The following is a 21,812-nucleotide window of genomic DNA, read 5'->3' as shown; positions in this document are numbered from 1 at the left end:
CATCCGGCTCCGCACTACGCGGCATGCCGGAGTTCATCTGCTACTCCGGCACCAAGTTCGCAGTACGCGGCATGACCCAAGTCGCCGCCGCCGAACTCGGACCCGACAACATCCGCGTCAACGTCATCCACCCGGGCTGCATCGACACCCCCATGCACCAACTGAACTCACCCGAACGCCAAACCATGCTCCTGAACCGGATACCGCTCAACCGCTTCGGCGGATCAGACGAGGTCGCGGATCTCGCCGTGTTCCTCGCCTCCGACGAATCGGCCTACATCACCGGCAGCGACTTCCAGATCGACGGCGGAATCATGCTGTAGCGGATGCTAGCGCTCGGCGACCGGGAACCTCTCGCGCAGCCATCGGGCGATCTGCTGCGCCGCCAGCTCGGTGCCCGACGGCTCTCCAGGGGCGATTGGGCCGCCGAAATGGGTTCCGGCCACCCGGACGTGCTTCTTGTCCGAGGCAGCGAGAGCGGCGTACATCTGCCTGGCATCGGAAGGAAAGCACGCCTGGTCACCGGTCGACTCGATGAGAAGAGATGGCGATGAGACGCCGGAGACGTTTCGTACGAAGTTGGCGCGGGAGGTGGTGGCGGACCACGTCGAGAGCCACGCGCTTGCCGTCGTGATCCGGCCGAACCCGGGGAAGCCGAAATTGCCCAAGTCGGGCCGCTTTCCGAACAGGGAGCCGTACGGCCTTCGGTTCGGGTCGAGTGTCGGGTCGACTCCTCGCAGATCCGCGTCGGTACGGTGCACGACCATCACCGAGGGAACCAGCGAACGTCGACGGGCGACCACGTCACCGCCACGGCCGGCTTCGCGGGCCTTCGACGCCGACTCGACGGCCTCCATCGCGACCGCATCGAGGCGACGTACGCGCGCGGCCTGAGCGGCGCGGTACCGTTCGACGAACTCCGGCGCGTACGAGGAGGGTTCCGGCGCAGGCCGAAACCCGTTGTCGGCGTTGTAGGGATCGAGTGCTGGATCCGTCGACCAGGGGTCGGCTTCGTCCGTGACGGACGGGTCGATGACCCGTTGCAGCAAGACACCCTGTCCAGGGTGCGGTGCAAGGAATATCGAGCCATCGGGTACCGGCATGCGTGCGGCGGCCAGATCGACGGGCGTGTGATCGGGAGCCGCGGTGAGCCTGTGCTCTGGCGCAAGCGTCGCCTGTTGCTGGTAGAACGCGAATAGCGTTGCCCCACCCGAATGTCCGAGCGTCACGCGAGCATCGAACCGATGCTCTTCCAAGAAGGCCTGACCTGCCGCAACGTCCAGGAGTGCCTGCTCGTGGAGAAGTCGAACGTCGTTGTTGGGAGAACGGGTCCCTTGGGTCCAGATCGCCACCCCCTCTCGGAGGAGACGTTCGACGAGAGGATGGTGAGCCACGTCCTCTCGGGGGTGCATGATGCTCACCACCGTGTCGGCGCCGCCATCGGGTATGCGTAGTAACCCGGCGACGTACGCTCCGTCGGCAGTCTGCAGGCGAACCGCACTAGTCGAGCCGAGGGTCACGATCGCAGCTCGAATCGCAAGGAATCCTTGTCCCAACTCGATATCCGAAAACCGTCCAGCCCCGCGACGCAGCTGTACCACACGGCGTGGCGGCAACCCGTGGCGCGGCGATCGATCTCGAATCCCGTGTCGGCACTCACCTCGAAATACGGACCGTTCTTGTCGATGCGAACGCGCTCGTTGCGATCGGCCACCTCGATGACCGGACGATTCTCGGGCACGTCCAGGAAGAAGACGGATGCCATCAACGACTCGTCTCCCGAGGAGCCAGCACGCGGTCCCAATCCGCCGACCGTTCGACGATCAACTCCGCTTTGCGGTTGAGCAGCGCGTCCATGCTCGCGTCACCACCGGCGCCCAACACGTCGCAGAGCGCGTCGATCGTCAGGTTGGCGTCGACGTCCTCTTGCGGGGTCACCGGTCGCAGCGCCCGTGTGATCTCGACGATGTATCCGTTGGGGTCGTGGGTATAGATCGATTCGATGGTCTCGTGCTGGATCCGCATCTCGGTCTGCCACTGGCTTTCGTCCAGCCTGCGCTGGTACTCACTCAACGCCTCTTCCGAGTCGACGTGGAGCGCCAAATGCCGTGAACCCAAGAAGAATTCCGGCACTGAGTCGTCGAAACGAGCCCAGGCATCGCCGCGGCCCTCTGGCAACGGCTCGAGCCCGAAGTAATAGAAGAATGCCAGCCGGTCGCCCTTGCCGATGTCGAAGAAGAAGTGAATGAAGTCCGGGTGGTCGTCGGGACCCCAGCCGGCGGCGCAGATGGAGTGCACCACCGGCAGGCCCAAGACGTCACGGTAGAACCTCACCGTGGCCACGGGGTCGAAGGTAGGGAAGGCGGCGTGGTCGACACCCCGCATCAGATGCTTGCCCTCCAACGAAGTCATGGTGTCACTCCCAGCTTTCTCGTGTCGTGCGCGGTTGCTGCGCTGTCAAACAGGTCGGTGCCGGACGCCAGGAGCGAGCCCGCTCCTTCAACGGCTGCAGGCAGGTTCAGCGCCCGGAGGACGCTGAACGCACCGGCCGTGGCCGCGCTGATCACCGGAATGCCAAACTCGGCCTCGGCCTGTGCGATCAATGCCAGGGACGGCATCTGAACGCAGGCGGACAGCACCAGGGCATCCACCCCGCCGAGGTCCAGCTCGCGAGCCGCCGAGATGACCCGTGAGCCCTCGATGCACCCGACGGCGTGGTTGTCCTCGACCTCGAGCGCGCGGTAGTCGGCGACCGTGACACCCTCGTGTTCGACGTAGTCCACGACCTTGCGGGCCAACGGCTGCATGTAGGGCGTCACCAGTGCCACCCGGCGGACCGACAGCGCCTCCAGGGCCTCCATCAATGCGCCTGCACTGGATCGAACTACCGCAGACGACTGACCGGCGGCAAGTTGCTCGGCAACAAGCGATTCCACCCGATGGTGCTCACCGAATTCGCCTGCCATGAGGGCGACCAGGCAGGCGTACAGGATCACGTCGGGTCCGGCGTCAGCGATCTCCATGACGCACCGCTCCCGTTGGACGTTCATCGCCGCCAGCCCCGCCGGGGTGACGGCCGTCATCCGCATTCGGGACGAGTGAAAACTGACGTCCAGTCCGTCCTGCCTGCGCAGGATCTCCGGAAGCTCGGTTTCGACCGTCACGTTCGAACTGGGGACGATCAGCCCCACTCGCCTGTGCGCCATACGTCTCCTCCATCGGCTATCCACCCAGAATGCCACCGATTCATCATTTATGTCAAACTCTCGACGTGAGCGTCAGTCGGGCGGCTCGGCACCACCGGCAGGTTCGCGGCGTAGAGCACATGTTCCGCCACGCCTCGAGCCTACCGAGATTCGACTCGAACGTTGACGATCCAACACACACGCTGTTTGATACTGCCGACGGGCACTGAGACGTCAGGCACCACCGCTTGGGCTGCGTTGGTGCCCTTCGCCTTCCCGACCGCGGGCTGGTGTGGTCGTCGGCTAACGAACCGAAGGAGTCGTCATGGGCAGACCGGAAGGCCGGTTGGAGGGCAAGGTCGCATTCATCACCGGCGCAGGCAGGGGGCAGGGGCGCGCGCACGCGATTCGACTGGCGGAGGAAGGGGCCGACATCGTCGCGCTCGACATCCTGGAGGACATCGACGGTGTCCCCTACCCGATGGCCACGGAACAGGATCGGAAGGAAACCGTCCACGCCGTCGAGTCACTGGGTAGGCAGATCATCTTCACCAAGGCAGACATTCGCGACCTGAGCCAACTCCAGGAGGTCGCCGCTCACGGGGTGGCCACTCTTGGGCACATCGACATCGTGGTCGCCAATGCCGGCGCGGCGTCGTCGGCCGTCTCCTACGAAATGACCGAAGACACGTTCACGTCCGTCGTCGACAGCATCCTGACGAGCACGTGGCGCACCGTTCGGGCCGTTGCGCCGCACATGATCGAAGCCGGACGTGGTGGATCGATCGTCCTGATCAGCTCGATCGGAGGTCTCATCGGGCTGCCGAACCTGGCGCACTACGTCGCCGCCAAGCACGGGGTCACCGGGTTGATGAAATCCCTTGCCATCGAACTCGGGCCGTTCGACATCCGAGTCAATTCCGTACATCCCTCGAACGTGAACACGCCGATGATCCAGAACCCGGCGATTCGCGGAATTTGGAGCGGCAACCCCGACGCCTCCGATGACGAGATCATCCCGGTGATGTCGGCGATGCACATCATCGACACTCCGTGGATGGAACCCGTCGACATCAGTCACGCGGTGCTCTGGCTGGCCTCCGACGAGGCCAGGTTCGTGACGGGCTCCAGCATTCCGGTGGACGCGGGCGCACTCTCGCCGTTCAGGATTCCACACGGCAACGTCTGATCGGGGTCGTCTGATCGGGGTCGTCTGATCGGCGTCACGTCAGGCATGCTCACCGCCCACATCCGAAAGGACCTGGGCGGTGAGCTATCTCGTCACACGTTGGGCGCCGTCTGAATCAAGCGGCGACCCGCGTCCTAATCATGCGGCGACCCGCGTCTGAATCAAGCGGCGACCCGCCGGCGACGCGCGATCGTGGAGACGATGATCGCGATCAGCAAGGCGGCGCCGTTGAATACGTCCTGAACGAAGACGTCGGCACCCTTCTGCTGAAGTCCGATGATGCCGACGCCGATGACGTATACCGCGATCACCGTTCCGGCAACGTTGTACCGTCCCGGACGAATGCACGTCGCCCCGAGGAAGGCTGCCGCGAAGGCGGGCAACAGCGACCCGAGACCGATCACCGGCGACGATCCGCCCAGACTGGTCATCGAGATACATCCGGCCAGGCCGCACAGAAACCCGGTGATGAGGAAACTCTGACGCACCTGAGAATCGGCGGCAATACCCGACAACCGTGCCGCCACGGGATTGGCGCCGACCGCATACGCCCGCCGACCCCAGACGGTGTACTCCAACAACACGAACAACGCCACGGCGATCATCGCAAGGTAGACGAACGGCAATGGCACACCGAGCAGGCGACCACGGCCCAGCTCGAGTAGCCACGGCGCGGCAGGCCCCGTGATGACCTGATTCTTGGTCAACCATCCCGTGAAGCCAAGCACCAGCATGCCGGTGCCGAGGGTCGTCGTGAACGACGGCAACGCAAGCCGGGTGATCAACTGCCCGTTGACGAACCCGATCAGCAATCCCACCACCAACACGACCAGGATCGCGACGATGGGGTCCCACTTGTCGCGGATCACCAGGACCGCGCACAGGCTCTGCGCGAGCCCGAACTGGAAGCCCGCCGACAGATCGAAGTGCCCCGCGACGAGGGGAACCATCACGGCCAACGCCAGCAGCGCCGTCGTCGCTTGCACCAGCAGGATGGTCTGAAGGTTCGCGGTGGTCGCGAACACTCCCGGATTCCACACCCCAAAGGTCACGAAGAGCACGACCAGTACGACGATCAGCGAGAACCGCGACGCAAGGTCGGAGAGAATGGCCCGCGCCCCGGCCTTCGGCCCACTCCCGCTTGGGGTTTCGCCGACGGTCTCGACCCCGCCCGAGCCATCGACCGCGACCACGTCCCGGTCGGCCACCCCGGACACGCTTGCCGAACCACCTTGCATGCCACTCACTTGATACCCCACATCGTCTTGAACGCGTTCATGAAGTCGAAGTCGGTATCCCAACCGACGTCGAGCATCTGCTCGTCACCTTCGGCGATGTTCGCGGTCGTCCACAGCCGCTGAGGGATGGGCCAGTATGGCTCGGCGGGTTGCCCCGCGATGATGCGAGCGAGGCTGTCCACCGCGAGCCAAGCCGTGTAGGGCGTGGCGGTGGCGAGATCAGCGGCGACCTGGCCGGTCTGGACCCGGGCAAGCTGGTCGGGGAAGCCGCCCATCGAGACGAGCTTGACGCTGGAACCCCTGCCGGCCTGTTGAATACCTTGAGCGACGAAGCTTGCCGCCGCGTCGTCGGCCGACCACACGTAGTCGACATCCGGATGCTGCTGGAGCTGCGACGTCACCTGCGCCGCAAGGCTGGTTCCCATCGTCTGCACGGAGATGTCGGACCGATACACGACGCAGCCAGGACAGTCCTTGGCCAGGTCGTCGTCGATCGTCTTGGTACGAGTCATGGCGTCGCGGTATCCCGGCAGATCCAGTAGCAGAACCTTCGCCTGTCCCCCGGAGTCGGCAACGATCCAATCGGTGACGTCGTTGCCGCCCTTGACCGGATCCGTTGCGATGTAGGTGTCTATCCCCTGCACATCGCTCTGCTGTGGCGTCTGGTTCGTCAAGACGAACGGCACGTTCTTGGCACGGACCGATTCCATCGCGGCTCCGTAGAGGTTGGGATCAGCCGAGATGGCGATGATGCCGTCGACACCGGAGTCGACGGCCTGCTGCACGGCCTGGTTCCACACCTTGGGGTCCAGCTGGCCGTCCACCAAGTCCACCTGCCAGCCAAGGGCCTCGGCGGCTCGCTTCTGCTCGTCACCCTCCAGGGCACAGCCCTGGCCGCCGCTGCCGCAGACCAGAACCAAAATGCGCTTGCCAGGGGTCGGAGTGAATGCCTCGGTCGGGCCGTCGACTTCGGTCACTGGCTTCATGGCGTCCACGGTCGCGGTCGACGCGGACCCGACGGGACCTGCGCCGCCTGCGCTGGACGAGCATCCGGTCAGTATCAGTGCCGCGCCGATGGCGACCACGCCAGCTGCGCGGCGCTGCCACGGCCGCAGTGTCATTCGTCGATCACGTCTCATGTCCGTTCCTCCAAGCAGAGGGCCCATTGACCCATTGTCAGCAATGTCGGAAATTCAACTTGCTAGTCAGCAACCTACGTCCATCGGCGGGACGTGTCAACGATCACAATGATTCCGCCCTCGTGACGCCGACCTCTAGGTAACCGACACGCGGACAACGGAATTGGGCCGCAAAACCGACGCCAACGAGGCACGGGACCGGGGTGCACGCAGCACGGAGCACGCAGCACGGAGCACGCAGCAGGAGCACTCGATGCCAACCGCTCCCAAACGCGAGCGGCGGCCACGATGGAACGACCGTTCCCAATCGCTAGGCGGCCGCCACGACCCTCGCCGGAGGCGCGGTCACCACCACGTCAGCGATTCACTGGGCGGGGGCGGTCGCGTAACTGGCCTCGGCGAGCGCGTCGGCGGTCAACCCGCTCGTGTGCGAGAACTCTGCGGCGACGTGACCGTGCGACATGACCAGCACCCGGTGACTTTGGGCGGCGACCTCGTCGAAGTCGGTGCTGATGAGGATCACCGACGTGCCTGCTCTCGCTGCATCGTGCACGAGTTCGTAGAGTACGGCGCGCGAACCGACGTCCACGCCCGCGGTGGGATCTTCGAGTACCGCGAGGTCCGGCCGGTCGGCAAGTGCGCGAGCGAAAACGATCTTCTGCTGGTTGCCACCGCTGAGTTCGGAGACGTCGCGATCGGCGTGATCGCGCGGCACGACGCCGAATTGCTCACCGACGCGCAACACTGCGCGCGTCTCGGTGCGAGGGAGTCGGAATCCCGCAGGCGTGAAGGCACCAAAGGTGCGCCGGGTGGGGAGGAAGTTCTCCCGAAGGCCAAGCCCGGTCACGATACCTTCGCGTTGCCTGTTTCCCGGGACGAAGGTGCACCCGCGCTGGGCGAGGAGTTCGGGTCGGCCAAGTGGCAACGGCCTACCGTTGAGCGTGACCGAACCGCCAGTGGGCTTGCTACCGCCGCCAAGGGCTTGTGCCAACTCGCGGGTGCCACTGCCCACCAGGCCGCAGATTCCAAGCACCTCTCCGGGCCGCACCTCGAACGAGATGGGCTCTTGCAAGTCAGCCGTGGTCAGATCGCGCACGACCACCTGGTGTTCGGCAGTCCCGGCGCCCGGAACAGCGGTCAACGGTTCCGGTTGCGCGGAAGGGGGTTCCGTCCCAAGGATGTGTCTGACGAGTTCGGTGTGGCTCAGCTCGGTCACCGGGGCCGTCACTACCTGCCTCCCGTTGCGCAGGACGGTGACGCGGTCGACGAGACCGGCGAGTTCGTCGAGTCGGTGGGTGACGTAGATGAAGGCGGCCCCGCCACGGCGCATCGACCGAAGAGACGTCGCGAGCCGTTCCATCTCGGGTTTGGGAAGGCTGGCACTGACCTCGTCGAGGACGACGATCTTGGGATTGAGCGCCAACGCCCTCGCCAACGCGCACAGCACCTGCTCGTCTCGCGAGAGCGAGTTGACCAGACGGTCCGGTGAGAAACCCGCGCCGACCTCGGCGAGAACACGCGCCACCCGTGCCGAAGTGGCGCGGGCGCTCACCAGCCCCCAGCGGCGTTGAAAGCCCAGCTGCAGTGCGACATTGTCGGCGACGCTGATGTCCTCGACCAATCCGAGGTCCTGGTGAACGAACGCAATCCCGGCGGCCTGCGCCGCGGCGGGATCGTGGCCGGCATCGAGGCGGCTGCCGTTGACTTCGATGTGTCCCGAGTCGAGGCTGTAGACCCCGGCCAGGATCTTGATCAGCGTCGACTTGCCGGCTCCGTTGACACCCAACAGCGCGTGGATCTCCCCGGGCTCGACGTCGAACGAAATCTCCCGCAGCACTTGGGAATGCCCGAAGCTCTTGCTCAGACTCACGAACTTCAGGGCCGGATGATCGTGGCCAGCCGCGATGGACATACTGGTCACCGTCCCGCGAGCAGTGGCGCGATCTCGGCGGCGTGGTCGGGGTGGCCTGCGGGCACGACCCCGGAATAGATCGCGGTCCAACATCCGGGGCAGCACAGCTGCCGGAAGACGACGGGAGCATCGACGTACGTCGCTGCCGCAGAGGTGATCTGGGGTCCCGCCGCGCTCGGCGGGCCTTCGTACCTTGCCACGTCGAGGGCGGCCGAATCCGCGCCTGCGAGTTGACGACCACACGACGAACACGCCACCAGCCGGATGCCGTCGACGACGACCTCGGTCAGATTGTCGTTGAGCCTGCGCCCAGCGGAGACGTCCAGAATCGGTGCGTCACCTTCAAGGCTGGAACGCTGCCGACGCTGCCTGCGGAGCTCTTCGCGTAGCTCGCCCGTCGCCTCCACGTCGACGCCTGCGTCATCTAGCACGACGCCGTAGTGGTCAGCAGCCCCGCGGTCACTCACCCGACCTTCACGATGGTCGAACGCGACGGCCGTCGGATCGCGGTGCAGCGGGTCGCCGTACCCTCCCCCGCCCTGCCACTGCAGGACGAAGACGTCCCCAGGCTCCATGCCGGTGTTCTCGTAACACTGTTGAAGCTGCACTTCCTCACCGAGTTCGGCGAGGTTCGTGGGCACCTTTCCCGCCGCGAACGAGGCAGCCACGCCAGCGCTTCTGGCGATGGCGCTGACGGCGGTGTTGCCCGGATAGCCGCCGGAGAGTCCATTGTTCTGAGAGACGGCCTTGCCCGAGGTGGCCTGCACGATGCCGAACGGGAGCGTGGCACCGTGTGCGACGATCGCCGTCGACCCGCTCACCCCGCCGCGGTGGCGACCGGGCCCTCCGGTATCCGGTTCCTCTCGGCGCCACAGGGACAGCACCGGGTACAGGAACTCGGTCATCTCGACGTCGGGGATACGGCCCATCGGGATGCACGCCAGCCCACCGGAATCCATCCCGTCGGCGTCGGGCCGACCGCCGTAGCCGCCCGCCATTACCTCCATCATCAGGTTGATGAACGGCACGGGCTGGTCACCTCGGGTGTCTACGCCGGCCATAAGCGCAACGTCGTGAGTGCCGCAGCAGCTCGCCTGCACGTTCTCCCCGAGCGTCAGCGACTGGTCGAGCATCTGCGAGAGGCATTCGGCGATCAGTGAACCCGTCAGCCATGCCGGCCCGATCGGACCGCGACCGACCGCAGCGGGGAAGGTTGCGTTGTTGAGCGTGCCCTCCTCCGAGATCAGGTCGAAACAACGCATCAGACCGCCGGCCGACCATGGAATGTCCGCGGCGAGAATCGGCAGCAGCGCCAACATCACCCCGCCTCGCATTCCGGCGTAGGTGCAGTTGATGACACCCGTCTGCGGGTCGGTGCCCCGGAAGTCGAACGTCAGGTGTCCGCCCCGGTTGGTCATCGCGACGGTGATCTTGTGGAGCCCCCGGTCGCCAAGGCCGGACTGATCCTGATAGCCCGTGGCATGCCAGGTGCCCTCCGGAGCCGACCTCAACTTGGCGCGCAGCCGCGACTCCGCATCCACCATCATGCGTTTCATCACCGCTTTCACGGTGTCGGCGCCGTATTGGTCGATGACGGCGAGCAACCGTTCCCGGCCGACGTTGCTGGCACCGATCTTGGCGCGAAGGTCCAGACCCACCAGCAGCGGCACCCGTGAGCGCCGCACCCAGAGGTCGGCGATGTCGTCCTGGAGTTCGAAGTTCCTCACCACGCGGACCGGCGGCGTCGGCACCGACTCGGAGAAGACGTCCTGGGCGTCCACGGCGAACGATCCGAGACCGACACCACCGAGATCCGGCTCGTGGCAGATGGCGCTCGTCCACCCGAACAGCGCACCCTCGTGAAAGATCGGCTGGAACACGATGACGTCGCTCTGATGCAGACCTCCGCCGACCCATGGATCGTTGCACAGGAACATGTCCCCTTCGCGCACCTCGCGATGCTGCAACGTCCAGTAGATGGCTAGATCGACCGCGCCGACCAGCATCGTGTTGTAGAGACCGACCTGCACTTCCTGGCCGAGCTCGTCGCTGATGGCGAAGTCGAAGTCGTTCGCATCGATCACGATGGGCGAACCCGACATGCGCTTGAGCGCCTCGCCCATCTCGTCGGTCACCGACCAAAGCCGGTGGCGCACCACCTCGTACGTCAGCGGGTCCAACCCGTCGATCTGCTCCTGGTTTACGTCGTGCACCGAAAGCGACTTGGGCAGCTGATCTTTGAACGTATCGGGGTCGATGGGTCGGCTCTGGAAGACCTCGGAACCCGGAACTGGGGTCGACATGCAGACTTCTCCTACTTCGCAGTGATCGTGAGGTTGCCGAGGTGGTCGACGGCACCGGTGGTGCCCGCGGGGACGACGACGGTCGTCGTGGGCAGTTCGACGACCGCCGGCCCCTGCAGGACGTGCCCACTACGCAGTTCGCGGTAGTCGTAGACGTCCGTTTCGACGTAACCCACGCGGCCGTCCAGACAGATCGACCGCGTGCCCGCGAGCGCCACCGTGGCGTCGGCGGAGTCAGCGGACTTGACGTCGGGCAGTGCCGACGAGAAGGGCAGCACCCCGGTGGCCCGAACCCGGTAGGTGATCGCCTGAATGCCGGCAGCGCTGAAACCCGAACCCGCGCCGTACAGGTCGGCGTAACGTTCCTCGAACTTCGAGGCAGACCTGGCCAGCGCGGCATCGTCGAGGGCGCCGCCGTCGACGGGGGTGGTCACCTCGGCGAGTTGCGCGGCGTAACGCATGTCGAGCTCACGTTCCACTTCGATGGAGGCGTAGTCCAGCCCCTGGCGGCGCAGCCCAGCGAGGACCTGCTCCTCGAGTCGCGCGAAGTTCTCCGCGGTCTGGCGGGGGTCGAGGGGGACGTACGCGGGGTCGGAGAGCTCAGCGGCGAGCACTACGTCGGAGGACGCGAGTCCGTAGGCCGAGAACGCCGACGCGACCTGACCGAGCGGAACGACGACCCTGCCCACTCCGACCTCGGCGGCATACATGGCGGCGTGAGCGGGGCCCGCACCACCAAAGGCGTACAGCACGAAGGTGCGCGGGTCGTGGCCCGCCTCGACGACCGTCTTGCGCAGGAGGTCGCCGGTCTGCGAGTTCTGCACCGCATAGATGGCCGCTGCCGCCTCCTCGACCGACAACCCGAGCGGCTCGGCGATGCGGCTGCGGATGGCTTCACGCGCGGCCTCGATGGACAACGGTTTGCGTCCGCCGATGAGGCCGTGGTCGCTCAGGATGCCAAGAACCAGGTTCGCGTCGGTATTGGTGGGCTCGGTGCCGCCTTGGTCGTAGCAGGCGGGCCCCGGCACGGCCTGCGCGCTGTGCGGGCCGATCTGGAGGTTGCCTCCCGCATCCAGCCAGGCGATGGCGCCACCTCCGGACCCGATGGCGTGAACCTCCAGTGTCGGCACGTTGATCGGATGGTGGTTGATGATGGTGTTGCTGGCCCGCACCGGTTCACCGTCGACGATCAGGCCGACCAGGAACGTCGTGCCGCCGACGTCGGTGGCGATGACATTGGAGTGCCCCAGCTGATCCGCCAGCGCCTTGGCCCCGACCACCCCGCCCGTCAACACCGATCCGACGGTGCTGATCGCGGTTCGTGGCGCCTCGGCCGCCGCGACCGCGCCGCCGTTGCTCTGCATGACGAGCAGCGGGCCGACGAGCCCGTGCTCGCGCAGGGTGGTCTCGAGGTTGCCGAGGTAGTCACGCAATCCGGGACCGATCTGCGCACTCATGATGGTCGTTGCGCTGCGGGCGAACTCGCGGATACGGGGGCTTACCTCGCTCGACAGTGCGACGAACATGTCGGGGGCGATCTCGTGCACGAGCTCGCGCAATCTCTCCTCGTGCGCGGGGTTGCGGAAGGACCACAGCAGCGATACTGCGATCGCCTCGACCCCCTGGCCAACGAGGTCGCGAATTGCCTGCCGGGCCGCGTCCTCGTCGAGTGGGACCACGACACGTCCGTCCCTGTCGATCCGCTCGGTGACCTCGAGGGCCAACCGCTTGGGCAGCAGCACGTGCGCCTTGTTCTGGCGCATGACGTCCTGCAGTCCCTCGGGAGAGCGCCCGAGGTAGCGCCCCTCGACGTTCATGATGAAGATCGAATCGCGGTGTCCCACAGTGGTAAGGAAGCCGACCGGCGGCACCTTCCGCATGACCAGCGCGTTGAGCGAGGACGTGGTGCCATGCGCCAGGTGGTGAACGTCGGCGAGCAGGCTTTCGAGCGATTCATTGCGGTGCTCGGCCAGGGCCCGCACGACGTCGAGTACCCCTCGGGAGTAGTCCGGTGGGGTCGACGGCACCTTCGCCGCAGCGACGCCGCCCAGATCGTCTATCAGGACCGCGTCGGTGAACGTGCCGCCCACATCGACACCGATGACCAGAGACATGCATGCCCTATCTGTCCGGGGGACGCCGTGGTCGGCATCACATTCGTCGTATAAGTCGAGTCTCGGACGTATGTGTCAAAAAGTCAAGCTCGACGGAGCTCGATCCGTCAGCCACGGGGGTCGACGAGAACCTTCATCGTCGCCGCGTCCCGCAGGACGTCGAAGGCCGCCAACGCATCCGCAATGGGCACCACCGCGGCCGCAAGGTCGGCGACCGCGACGGATCCGCGTGCCAACAGGTCGATCGCCTCGTCGAATTCGTCGACGTAGGTGAAGGAGCCACGCACCACGATCTCCTTCAACAGAATCGTCGCCGCATCAAGCAGATTGCCCTCCCCAGCGCCGACGACAACGAACGTGCCACGCGGCGCAAGGGCGTCCAACCCGAGCGCTGACCCGCCTGCGCTGCCGGAGGCCTCCACCACGACGTCGACCGCGAGGTCCTCGACCAGTCGGGCAGCTTCGTCGACACCCCAGACGGCGTCGGCGCCGGAGGCCCATCCGTGGGCCTGCCTGGCCGGGGACGGCTCGACCAGCAACAGCCGATCCGCGCCACGCGCGTGCGCGATCCGGAGCGCGAGCTGACCGATCGGGCCACCCCCGGTAACCAGGACGCTCCTGCCTGCGAGGTCGCCGGCGAGGTCGACGGCGTGTAGCGCCGTAGCGGTCGGTTCCACCCACGCAGCCGCCAGTCGGTCCATCGATTCCGGCAGGGCACGCAGCGTCCCGGGAAACACCGCCACCTGGGGCGCGAGACCCCCATCGGCCTGGAGACCGAGCGCGGTCTCCAACGTCGCCTGGCGACAGAAGTTCACCCGGCCTGCAAGACACTGCGGGCACGTACCGTCGACATTGCCGTTGGGATTCAACGCCACTCGCTGGCCCACCTGCCAATCCAACACTGCCTCGCCTACCCGACTTATCCTCCCCACCGCCTCGTGGCCCATCACCACCCCACCGAGGTAGACCTGCGGTAGGGCAGGAGCATGCAGATCGCTCCCACAGATCCCGCATAGATCGACGTCCACGATCACCTGATCGGGTCCGCAGCGAGGGATCGGATGACCCACCAACGAAATGTCGCGACTGGACGAAAGCAGAACTGCTGGCATCGAATCCATTCTCGAGCCCCTTTCAAGAGCGGGCTGCGCCGCACCGGCAATGATCGAAGCCTAAGCCCGTAGTCAACTGATAAGACCAATATCGAACGATGTCGTCAACAAGTCTGTAGGGTGGTCCACGTCATGGTCGGCCCAAGGCACAGACCCCGCGCCGTCGTTCGACGCGCGGCGGCCGACCGCGGGTATCAGCACGGAAGGACGTGAGCACGTGATCAAGGTGGTCAGCCTGTTCAAGAAGAAGGACGGCCTCTCGGACGAGGAGTTCCGGGACTACTACGAGAACACCCACAGCAAGCTCTTCGATGAATTCCTCAGCGTCCCAGGCGTCGAGCGCTACACCCGTCGCTACCTGACGCCAAGTCCCGATTCGATCAGCGGCAAGGTCCGCCATTGTGGATTCGACGTGATCATGGAGGTCTGGTGCGACGAGGAGTGGTACGACACCTACTTCGTCAAACAGCCCCCCGAGGAATTCCGCGCCCTGATCGCCGAGGACGAGGCTCGGTTATTCGACCGGGACCACATGTTCACCTGCGTCGTCGAGGAATACGACACCGATCTGTCCAAGCTGTCCATGCTCTGACGGCGGGCGAGGTCGCCGAGTCACAGGAAGATGCCCCCGTCGATCACGAAATCCGCTCCGGTGACATAGGCCGAGGCATCCGAGGCGAGGTAGAGCGCCAACTCGGCGACCTCGTCCGGCTGACCGAAGCGCTGGAGCGGAATCCGATCGAGAAGCCGTGTCCGCTCGCCCGACGAGAGCAGGTTGATCATCGGGGTGTCGATACAGCCGGGGTGGATCAGGTTGACGCGGATACCGTCGGGGGCGAGTTCGGCAGCGGCGACCTGACTCATCCCCCTCACCGCGAATTTCGTTGCCGTGTAGCCGATTCGGTCCGGCATACCCCGGAGGGCCAACGTCGACGCCACGTTGACGATGCTCCCACCCTTCGCACGGCGCATCGGAGTTGCGACGGCACGCATTCCGAGCAGCACACCACGCTGGTTGACCCGCACCATGGCGTCATAGTCCGCCATCGGGAGCTCGTCCAACGCGCCAGCAAGGGAGATCGCGGCATTGTTGACCAACACGTCGACGGCGCCGTACGTCGTTTCGACGTGCGCGACCAACTCCGCCCAGTCGGATTCTTCGGCGACGTCCTGGTGCCGGTATTCCGCCAGCTCGCCGAGCTGGTCGGCGAGCGCGTTGCCTTCGTCGTCCAGGACGTCGGTCAGCACCACGTGCGCGCCCTCGCGGACGAATACCGCAGCCTCGGCCGCCCCCTGCCCCCGGGCGGCGCCAGTCACGATGGCGACCTTGCCGTCCAGCCTCGCCGTCGTTGTCATGCCGAGACTTTCGGCTCACCGGTCGATGGCACGGCGGGCTTTTCGTCAGCGTAGTCACTGGTCACGATCAGCACGCTATGCACTATCGACAGATGTGTCAAACATTCGAATACCACGATTGGGGCGGGGCATCGGACCCGCCACGGCCGAGATCGACTCGGCTACGAGAACAGGTGGTCGAGGCAGAGGTCGAGCCCGGCCTCGAGATGCTCTGCAGAGCCGGTGGAGAGCAGCACGGTGACCCCGCCCTCGATGGCGGCGATGACGGCCGCAGCCGCGCGGTTCGCGTCGAGGGTCGAATTGGCCTCGCCGACGGCCTGCGTGGCGACGATGCCAGCACGCAGACATTCCTGCCATCGCCGCACCAAGTGTGCCGAAACAGCCTGTGCGGAGGGGCTATAACGGCCCACGTCGGCGATCAGCACCCCCAGCGGACAATGCAATCCCTGGTCGCGATAACGCTCGATGATGAGATCGCGCCACGCCTGCCACGCTGCACGCGAGGTGAGTTCACTCAGATACGGCTCCTGGTCGTCGAACACCCGCTGGGCTTCGAGTTCGGCGACGGCGAGCAAGAGCTGCTCGCGACCCTCGGGAAAGTAGTGGAACATCTGACCCTTGCCGGTAGCGCTGCGACGGCACACATCGTCGAGCGTGATGGCGCTCGCGCCGTTCTCGCGGATCTCGTCGGCAGCGGCTTCTACGATGCGCAACCGGGTGGCCGCACCCTTCCTGGTGGTCGTGGTGGTCACCGCGGAAATTGTACTTGAAGGTACATTTCCTCGTTCGTACGTTCTGCCGTATGAAGACGATAGTGATAACCGAAGCAGGTGGACCGGATGTGTTGCAGTTGCGCGAACTGCCTACCCCTCGTCCGGGTCCTGGAGAGATTCTGGTGGACGTCAGGGTCGCCGGGGTGAACTACTTCGACACCGCCATCCGCAAGCATCGCATCGCCGAAGTGCCGGGGATGGAAGGCGTCGGCATAGTGGTGGAGAGCGGCGAGGGCGTGCACGGGTTCACCCCAGGCGATCGTGTCGCGTGGCTGACGATCGAAACCCACGGGAGCTACACCGAACAGATGGTGCTTCCGGTGGGCAACGTCGTCGCGGTGCCCGACGCGATCGACGACGAGACCGCTGCCGCCCTGATCCTGCAGGGGCTGACCGCCCAGCACTTCTCGACCGTCTGCCATCCCGTCCAGCCAGGGGACGTCGCGGTCGTCCACGCGGCAGCGGGCGGGGTCGGGATGATGCTCACCCAGCTCATCAAGGCCCGCGGCGGCACGGTGATTGGGCTGGTGTCGCGGCAGGAGAAGGTGGAGATCGCCACGGAGGCCGGCGCCGATCACGTCCTGGTCTCCACGGGTGGCGAGTTCGTCGAACGGGTGAAGGAACTGACCGACGGCGAAGGCGTGCACGTGGTGTTCGACGGCGCGGGCGGCACCACGTTCGCCGGGTCCTTGGAGGTGCTGCGCACGCACGGCACGTTGGTGTTCTACGGGCCGCTCATCGGCGAGGTGCCGACCATCAGGATGGACCAGATCCCCCGCAGCATTCGCATCACCTATGGCGCGGCTCCCGATCACGTCCGCACATCCGAGGAACTCACCACACACACGACGGAACTGTTCACGCTCGTCGAGCGCGGTGAGTTGGTCGTTCGGATCGGTCGCCGCTACCCGCTGGCGGATGCGGCAAAGGCGCACGTGGACATCGAGTCCCGTGCCACGACGGGGAAACTTCTGCTAATTCCCTAGCGAGGTGGACGCCGGGGGTCGGTGGCCCCCGGTCCTGCCAAGTCCAGCGATCCTCCGGCGAGGCCCACGTGTTTGACACCCTGACGAATTAGTCGAATAATCAACGCCATAGTCTGACGTCTTTCGCTGCGTTCGACATTGCGGAACGCAAGCGTCCCCGGCTGTAGAAGGATGCACTTGTATGGCAGATTCAGCTGATCCCCGCATCGTTGCCTACCCACCGGACAAGGTGGCCCAATACCTCGCCAGCGGCGCCTGGGACGCAACACCGGTAGCAGGCCGCTTTCGCGCGGTCGCCGAGCGGTTCGCCGCACGGACGGCTGTCATCGACCAGTCAGCGTCAATGACCTACGGAGAGCTAAATGTTCGCAGCGATCAGGTCGCAGCCGCGCTCCTCGAACGTGGCATCCGGCCCGGCGATCCGATCCTCTTCCAAGTCGGCAACACCATCCCCAGCGTCGTGGCGTGGTACGGCGTGCTCAAGGCGGGCGCACTGCCAGTGGCCACTCTCGCGGGTCACCGAGCGCACGAAATAGGCCATGTGGCAGGCATGGTCGGCGCAGTCGGTCACATCGTCGACGACTCGCGCCCAGACAAGTTCGACATGGTGCAGTTCGCCCGCCAGCAAGCGACATCGAGCCACACGCTGCGCCACCTGTTCACCGTCGGTAGCGAACGCAACCACCGACTGCCGCCCGACGTGGCCGCGATCGAGACCCTGGGACGTTCGATCGAGCCACGAGATGCAAGTCGGTCGGTCCATGCAGTTCAGACCCTGCTCGGCCCGGAAGACGTCGCCGTGTACCAGCTATCGGGCGGAACCACCGGCGTCCCGAAGGTGATCCCTCGACTGCACGGCGAGTACTGGAACAACGCCCGTGCGTGGGCCTTGGCGCTGGACCGCACCGAGCGCAGCATCACCTGTCACGCTGCGCCCATCATTCACAACGCCGGGATCAGCTGCGCTCTGCACTCGACGCACTCCGTCGGCGGCTGCGTGGTGATTCCGCCGCCCGACAAGACCGTCGCGTTGCGCATGATGTTCGAGCACGAGGTGGACGACATTCTGTTTGCGCACGGGATGTTCAGCTGGATCATGTCCGATGACTACGTCCCGGCCGCGAAACACCTCCGCACCGTGATCCTCTCCGGCGCAAAGGTTCCCGAGGAACTCTTCGCAAGGGTCGAATCATTCGGCGCCCGTGTGGGCCAGACGTTCGGCATGGGCGAGGGGATGTTTACCCTGACGCGGTTCGATGCGCCACGGGAGTTGCGCAGCACCACGGTGGGAACCGTCCTCGCCGAGGACGACGAGATCCGCATCCTCGAACCCGGAAGCGAGCGCGAGCTACCCGACGGCGAGACCGGCGAACTGGCCTGCCGCGGGGCGTACACGATCCGCGGCTACTTCGACTCACCCGAACACAATGCCAACGCGTTCACCTCCGACGGCTTCTACCGGACCGGCGATCTCGCGAAGGTGCAACTTCACGACGGCGGCCGCTTCCTCTCGATAGAGGGGCGCATCAAGGATTTGATCAACCGAGGCGGCGAGAAGGTGAACGCCGAGGAGCTCGAACTCCTCCTCCATCGCCATCCAGCCATCCGGGACGTGGCCGTGGTGGCCATGCCCGACGACAGGTTGGGCGAAAAGGTGTGCGCGTATCTGGTCAGTTCCGATCCGTCCCTCGGCGTGCCCGACCTGCAGGTGCACCTCGAGGGGCTCGGTGTCGCCAAGTACAAGTGGCCAGAGCGGGTCGAGGTGATCGACACGTTGCCACGAACCCAGGTCGGCAAGATCGACAAGAGGGCACTTCGCGACGACATAGCCAGGAAGGTCACCGCCTGATGTGGTCTCACATCCGGTTCTGACGCCGAATGTGACCTTCCTTCAGCGGTTTCCGTGCCAATGGCGGGGATCGAATCCACTCGGCGGCACCTTGGCAGTCGGCCCGAACTGCATCAAGGCCTCGCGACCACGGTGACCGCTCACGCCATCTAGCGCATGTGTACGCCGCCGTCGACGACGAGGACCTGACCGGTCAGCGCCTGCGCACCGTCCGACGCGAGGAAGGCCACGGCGTGCCCGGTATCCGACGGCACCAGTCGGCGCTTCATGGCCTGAGTGGTGACCACCGCGTCGATCGCATTCTCACCGACGACGGCGCGCGACAATGGAGTGTCCGTCAGACCCGGTGCCACCGCCGTCACTGCGATGCCGTCGTCACCGAAGGTGACGGCGAGGGTTCGCATGAGGCCGAGCACCGCCGCCTTGCTGGTGACGTACGGGAGGAACTCGGCACTGGGCGGTGACCACTGCCCATCCGACGAAATCAGGATGATGCGGCCGAACCCGCGCTCGACCATCCCCGGTGTGAACGCTCGCGCCAACCACAGCGAGGCCTCGACGTTGACGGCCATGAGAGCTCGCCAGCGCTCCAGATCGAATTCGCTCAACGGCATGGGATCGAACACGCCCGCGCAGTGGACCAGAACGTCGCAGCGCCCATGGCGTTCCAGCACCACGGCCGCCGCCTCCTCGATGGAGGATTCGGAGGCCAAGTCGCACTCGACGTCCCCGGCCCGATCGATGACGACCGTTCGATGCCCCGAATCCTGAAGGGCCGTCACGATCGCGGACCCGATGGCTCCCGCACCGCCCGTCACCACCGCAACCCGCTGTTCACTTGCCATGCCGAGACACCTCTCGCCGGGTGTAATCATCTACTGCGTCGAATTTGTTACATCCGAGTATACATTCGAATAGCATTGCGATACAGCGGAAAAGCGAAGCGCTGCCATCAAGACGCTGGCATCACGACGCTGGCTTCGTGAACGCTGGCTTCGTGAACGCTGGCTTCGTGAACGCGGCGAGGGCCAGGTTCCGCATTCCGCGGTTGCGCCGACGAGGCATGATCACCCGCGCCATCGACGTCGCAACCAACGCGTCGCAAGCAACGCGTCGCAACCAACGCGTCGCAAGCCGCGCGTCGTGAGCATCGCCCGGCCACGCGAGTACGTGATTGGCCGGCACGCAGTTCGAAGTGGGCGCGCGGTGACCAATGGCAGCTAGCACTACTCCCGAGTTGGTGGTTAGCCGTGGCGACTCGGCGGGCCCAAGTCGACACGATGGAGAAGTCCAAGTCATTCAGCCACTCACGAAGTCAGGGAGAACGTCATGAAGATCGCAAGCGCCATCGCCGCTCCATTGCTCACCGCAGGTCTGCTCGGTGGGTTGATCGCCGGAACCGTCGCCGCAACGCCCATCGTCACTCTCGCCGACGGACCTACCTCGACCGCCGTAGATCCGAGCTATCCCATCTCGGGTGAGACGGGTGCGCCGGTCGGCGACGCCGCCTACGGAGCAGACCCGCTGCTGCCGTACGGCACCGACCCGCAGGCCCCCATCACGCCGGGCTACGTCAACCGCAATCACGACGAGGGAGTCACCTCCAACGGTCAGGTCGACCTGCCGTTCTGAGGAACGCGCTGCCCATCGACCGAGCTGTCACGAATTCGCACCAGCACCGCAGAAGCCGGGCGAACCCCGGGAGCAAACATCATTCCGCTGCAATCGTCTACGGGCGGCTCAGCCCCACGAAGGAGAAGATCATGAAACTGCGTTACATCGCATCGTCGGTGATTGCCGCATCCCTGGCCGCTGCCATTGGATTGGCGCCGGTGGCGTCGGCCGATGCCACCGTCCAACACAGTCCAGGCAATACCCAAATCGTCGCGACCCCCGGGCCTGCCGCACAGAACGCCGCCAGTCTGCAGCAGGTCTACGGCGGCCTCTACCCCTGGTTGGTGTTCGGAAACCACTGACACCCAATCCCCCACTAGCGACACCGACACCGACACCGAAACCGAAGGGCAGAAACCATGGCCACCATCACCACCACCGATGGCACCGAGATCTTCTACAAGGACTGGGGGTCGGGGCAGCCGATCGTGTTCAGCCACGGCTGGCCACTGTCCTCCGATGACTGGGACAACCAGATGTTGTTCTTCCTGTCCCAGGGCTACCGGGTGATCGCCCACGACCGACGCGGCCATGGCCGGTCCACCCAAACCCCCGGCGGGCACGACGTCGATCACTACGCCGATGATCTCGCCGCCCTGATGGAGCACCTCGACCTGCACGACGCCATCCACGTCGGGCACTCCACCGGCGGCGGTGAAGTGGTCCGCTTCCTGGCCCGCCACGGCCAAGCCCGAGCCGCCAAGGCCGCCATCATCAGTGCCGTCCCCCCGCTGATGGTGCAGACCGACGCCAACCCCGAGGGTCTGCCCAAGAGCGTCTTCGACGACCTGCAGGCGCACCTGGCGGCCAATCGCTCGGAGTTCTACCGGGCGCTGCCCTCGGGCCCGTTCTACAACTACGACAAACCAGGCGTCGAGCCGTCGCAGGCGATCATCGACAACTGGTGGCGGCAAGGCATGATGGGCGACGCACTGTCGCACTACGACGGCATCGTCGCGTTCTCCCAGACCGACTTCACCGA

21 protein-coding genes are annotated in these 21,812 nt (G+C 65.5%); 8 read left to right on the top strand and 13 right to left on the bottom strand.

Features of this window, described 5'->3' with window-relative positions; genetic code table 11:
• A partial coding sequence (locus ABW137_RS19220) for an SDR family NAD(P)-dependent oxidoreductase (RefSeq protein WP_526402864.1) occupies nt 1-323 on the top strand: 323 nt, incomplete at its 5' end.
• A 6-nt stretch (nt 324-329) separates the two neighbouring features.
• On the opposite strand, the gene ABW137_RS19215 is transcribed toward ABW137_RS19220, so the two are convergent.
• From ABW137_RS19215 to ABW137_RS19200, 4 genes are read right to left on the bottom strand one after another with little or no spacing between them, the layout of a single operon-like run.
• Entirely contained in the window at nt 330-1,556 is a 1,227-nt protein-coding gene (locus tag ABW137_RS19215; protein WP_526402862.1) for an alpha/beta hydrolase, read from the bottom strand.
• Entirely contained in the window at nt 1,517-1,765 is a 249-nt protein-coding gene (locus ABW137_RS19210) for a hypothetical protein (protein WP_526402860.1), read from the bottom strand. Before ABW137_RS19210 ends, ABW137_RS19215 begins: the two co-directional genes overlap by 40 nt.
• Nucleotides 1,765-2,412 (bottom strand): VOC family protein, encoded by a 648-nt coding sequence (locus tag ABW137_RS19205; protein WP_526402858.1) that lies wholly within the window; start codon nt 2,410-2,412, stop codon nt 1,765-1,767. Before ABW137_RS19205 ends, ABW137_RS19210 begins: the two co-directional genes overlap by 1 nt.
• The gene (locus ABW137_RS19200) at nt 2,409-3,206 is read right to left on the bottom strand and encodes a maleate cis-trans isomerase family protein (protein ID WP_526402856.1); all 798 of its coding nucleotides are present in this window, start codon (nt 3,204-3,206) and stop codon (nt 2,409-2,411) included. Before ABW137_RS19200 ends, ABW137_RS19205 begins: the two co-directional genes overlap by 4 nt.
• 304 nt (nt 3,207-3,510) lie before the next feature.
• Here ABW137_RS19200 and ABW137_RS19195 point away from each other — a divergent pair, with 304 nt between their 5' ends.
• Nucleotides 3,511-4,374 carry a mycofactocin-coupled SDR family oxidoreductase gene (locus ABW137_RS19195; RefSeq protein ID WP_526402855.1) on the top strand — a complete coding sequence of 288 codons (864 nt, stop codon included), beginning with the start codon at nt 3,511-3,513 and terminating at the stop codon, nt 4,372-4,374.
• 161 nt (nt 4,375-4,535) lie between these two features.
• Here the strand turns inward: ABW137_RS19195 and ABW137_RS19190 are convergent, their stop codons facing one another.
• The 6 genes from ABW137_RS19190 to ABW137_RS19165 form a co-directional block, all read right to left on the bottom strand.
• Entirely contained in the window at nt 4,536-5,612 is a 1,077-nt protein-coding gene (locus ABW137_RS19190) for an ABC transporter permease (RefSeq protein WP_526402866.1), read from the bottom strand.
• A gap of 5 nt (nt 5,613-5,617) precedes the next feature.
• Entirely contained in the window at nt 5,618-6,751 is a 1,134-nt protein-coding gene (locus tag ABW137_RS19185; protein ID WP_526402853.1) for a sugar ABC transporter substrate-binding protein, read from the bottom strand.
• A 364-nt stretch (nt 6,752-7,115) separates the two neighbouring features.
• Nucleotides 7,116-8,663: a sugar ABC transporter ATP-binding protein gene (locus ABW137_RS19180; RefSeq protein WP_526402851.1), complete on the bottom strand. Its 1,548-nt coding sequence runs from the start codon at nt 8,661-8,663 to the stop codon at nt 7,116-7,118.
• Nucleotides 8,664-8,668: 5 nt separating this feature from the next.
• Nucleotides 8,669-10,966 (bottom strand): hydantoinase B/oxoprolinase family protein, encoded by a 2,298-nt coding sequence (locus ABW137_RS19175; RefSeq protein ID WP_526402849.1) that lies wholly within the window; start codon nt 10,964-10,966, stop codon nt 8,669-8,671.
• Nucleotides 10,967-10,977: 11 nt separating this feature from the next.
• Nucleotides 10,978-13,080 (bottom strand): hydantoinase/oxoprolinase family protein, encoded by a 2,103-nt coding sequence (locus tag ABW137_RS19170; RefSeq protein ID WP_526402847.1) that lies wholly within the window; start codon nt 13,078-13,080, stop codon nt 10,978-10,980.
• Between the two features lie 107 nt (nt 13,081-13,187).
• Complete coding sequence (locus ABW137_RS19165; RefSeq protein ID WP_526402845.1) at nt 13,188-14,192, bottom strand: zinc-dependent alcohol dehydrogenase; 1,005 nt, start codon at nt 14,190-14,192, stop codon at nt 13,188-13,190.
• 217 nt (nt 14,193-14,409) lie between these two features.
• Between ABW137_RS19165 and ABW137_RS19160 the strand changes: the two genes are divergently transcribed.
• Nucleotides 14,410-14,784, top strand: coding sequence for an EthD domain-containing protein (locus ABW137_RS19160; RefSeq protein ID WP_526402843.1), 375 nt, complete (start codon nt 14,410-14,412; stop codon nt 14,782-14,784).
• A 20-nt stretch (nt 14,785-14,804) separates the two neighbouring features.
• Here the strand turns inward: ABW137_RS19160 and ABW137_RS19155 are convergent, their stop codons facing one another.
• On the bottom strand, nt 14,805-15,548 hold the full coding sequence (locus tag ABW137_RS19155; protein WP_526402841.1) for a glucose 1-dehydrogenase: 744 nt from the start codon (nt 15,546-15,548) through the stop codon (nt 14,805-14,807).
• 161 nt (nt 15,549-15,709) lie between these two features.
• Nucleotides 15,710-16,300 (bottom strand): TetR/AcrR family transcriptional regulator, encoded by a 591-nt coding sequence (locus ABW137_RS19150; protein WP_526402839.1) that lies wholly within the window; start codon nt 16,298-16,300, stop codon nt 15,710-15,712.
• A gap of 50 nt (nt 16,301-16,350) precedes the next feature.
• Here ABW137_RS19150 and ABW137_RS19145 point away from each other — a divergent pair, with 50 nt between their 5' ends.
• Complete coding sequence (locus ABW137_RS19145) at nt 16,351-17,307, top strand: quinone oxidoreductase family protein (RefSeq protein WP_526402837.1); 957 nt, start codon at nt 16,351-16,353, stop codon at nt 17,305-17,307.
• Between the two features lie 181 nt (nt 17,308-17,488).
• Entirely contained in the window at nt 17,489-19,156 is a 1,668-nt protein-coding gene (locus ABW137_RS19140) for a (2,3-dihydroxybenzoyl)adenylate synthase (protein ID WP_526402835.1), read from the top strand.
• Nucleotides 19,157-19,305: 149 nt separating this feature from the next.
• On the opposite strand, the gene ABW137_RS19135 is transcribed toward ABW137_RS19140, so the two are convergent.
• On the bottom strand, nt 19,306-20,001 hold the full coding sequence (locus ABW137_RS19135; protein ID WP_526402833.1) for an SDR family NAD(P)-dependent oxidoreductase: 696 nt from the start codon (nt 19,999-20,001) through the stop codon (nt 19,306-19,308).
• A 484-nt stretch (nt 20,002-20,485) separates the two neighbouring features.
• Here ABW137_RS19135 and ABW137_RS19130 point away from each other — a divergent pair, with 484 nt between their 5' ends.
• From ABW137_RS19130 to ABW137_RS19120, 3 genes are all read left to right on the top strand, one after another.
• Entirely contained in the window at nt 20,486-20,788 is a 303-nt protein-coding gene (locus ABW137_RS19130) for a hypothetical protein (protein WP_526402831.1), read from the top strand.
• A 131-nt stretch (nt 20,789-20,919) separates the two neighbouring features.
• A complete protein-coding gene (locus tag ABW137_RS19125; protein ID WP_526402829.1) occupies nt 20,920-21,132 on the top strand; it encodes a hypothetical protein in 213 nt (70 codons plus the stop codon).
• 57 nt (nt 21,133-21,189) lie between these two features.
• A partial coding sequence (locus ABW137_RS19120; RefSeq protein ID WP_526402827.1) for an alpha/beta fold hydrolase occupies nt 21,190-21,812 on the top strand: 623 nt, incomplete at its 3' end.

Source organism: Mycobacterium sp. (assembly GCF_040509115.1).
GTDB lineage: Bacteria > Actinomycetota > Actinomycetes > Mycobacteriales > Mycobacteriaceae > Mycobacterium.
Note: the sequence above shows the minus strand (reverse complement) of the source record. Positions and strands in the feature narration are given on the sequence as shown.